General features: G+C 52.5%; 1 rRNA gene. It reads left to right on the plus strand.

The features are described from left to right. Positions 1-1,430 (plus strand): 16S ribosomal RNA (locus HMPREF2760_RS00005); the annotation flags it as partial. Positions 1,431-1,849 lie beyond the last annotated feature (419 nt).

Below are 1,849 nucleotides of genomic sequence, written 5' to 3' on the forward strand. Positions count from 1 at the left end.
GGTACTCGAGTGGCGAACGGGTGAGTAACACGTGGGTGATCTGCCTTGCACTCTGGGATAAGCTTGGGAAACTGGGTCTAATACCGGATATGAACTGCCTTTAGTGTGGTGGTTGGAAAGTTTTTTCGGTGCAAGATGAGCTCGCGGCCTATCAGCTTGTTGGTGGGGTAATGGCCTACCAAGGCGTCGACGGGTAGCCGGCCTGAGAGGGTGTACGGCCACATTGGGACTGAGATACGGCCCAGACTCCTACGGGAGGCAGCAGTGGGGAATATTGCACAATGGGCGGAAGCCTGATGCAGCGACGCCGCGTGGGGGATGACGGCCTTCGGGTTGTAAACTCCTTTCGACAGGGACGAAGCTTTTTGTGACGGTACCTGTATAAGAAGCACCGGCTAACTACGTGCCAGCAGCCGCGGTAATACGTAGGGTGCGAGCGTTGTCCGGAATTACTGGGCGTAAAGAGCTCGTAGGTGGTTTGTCGCGTCGTCTGTGAAATTCCGGGGCTTAACTTCGGGCGTGCAGGCGATACGGGCATAACTTGAGTGCTGTAGGGGAGACTGGAATTCCTGGTGTAGCGGTGAAATGCGCAGATATCAGGAGGAACACCGATGGCGAAGGCAGGTCTCTGGGCAGTTACTGACGCTGAGGAGCGAAAGCATGGGTAGCAAACAGGATTAGATACCCTGGTAGTCCATGCCGTAAACGGTGGGCGCTAGGTGTAGGGGGCTTCCACGTCTTCTGTGCCGTAGCTAACGCATTAAGCGCCCCGCCTGGGGAGTACGGCCGCAAGGCTAAAACTCAAAGGAATTGACGGGGGCCCGCACAAGCGGCGGAGCATGTGGATTAATTCGATGCAACGCGAAGAACCTTACCTGGGCTTGACATACACCAGATTGCTGCAGAGATGTAGTGTCCCTTGTGGTTGGTGTACAGGTGGTGCATGGTTGTCGTCAGCTCGTGTCGTGAGATGTTGGGTTAAGTCCCGCAACGAGCGCAACCCTTGTCTTATGTTGCCAGCATTTGGTTGGGGACTCATGAGAGACTGCCGGGGTTAACTCGGAGGAAGGTGGGGATGACGTCAAATCATCATGCCCCTTATGTCCAGGGCTTCACACATGCTACAATGGTCGGTACAACGCGCAGCGACACTGTGAGGTGGAGCGAATCGCTGAAAGCCGATCTTAGTTCGGATTGGGGTCTGCAACTCGACCCCATGAAGTCGGAGTCGCTAGTAATCGCAGATCAGCAACGCTGCGGTGAATACGTTCCCGGGCCTTGTACACACCGCCCGTCACGTCATGAAAGTTGGTAACACCCGAAGCCAGTGGCCTAAACTTGTTAGGGAGCTGTCGAAGGTGGGATCGGCGATTGGGACGAAGTCGTAACAAGGTACCCGTACCGGAAGGTGCGGGTGGATCACCTCCTTTCTAAGGAGCATTATTTTGAGCACCAGTTGGTGCTGTATAGCGTGTGAGTGTTTATTCTTACTCGCTTGGTGGTTTATGTAGACGATTGTTTTACTGCCGCTGATTGATAATCGGGTGGAGATACATCTTAACTAGAATGATGATTCAACTAACACATGTGCGTCTAACTGCGTATTGATAAGTGCTTGGTGCATTGTTGGGTGTCTGGGGCATTGTTCCCTGGTTGTATAACCCACGTAAGTTTCAATAACTACTTTTTCTTTTTGGTGTGGTTGTTGTCTTGTGTGGGGTGTTGTGTGAGAACTGTATAGTGGACGCGAGCATTTAACCATGTGCTTTCCATCTTCTTTTGTGTTGGTGGTGGGTCATGGTTTGTGTGATTTCTTTGTTCTTTTGTGTTTTGTGTGTTCACACCAGCA

Source organism: Corynebacterium sp. HMSC065D07 (assembly GCF_001810695.1).
Classification (GTDB): Bacteria; Actinomycetota; Actinomycetes; order Mycobacteriales; family Mycobacteriaceae; genus Corynebacterium; species Corynebacterium hesseae.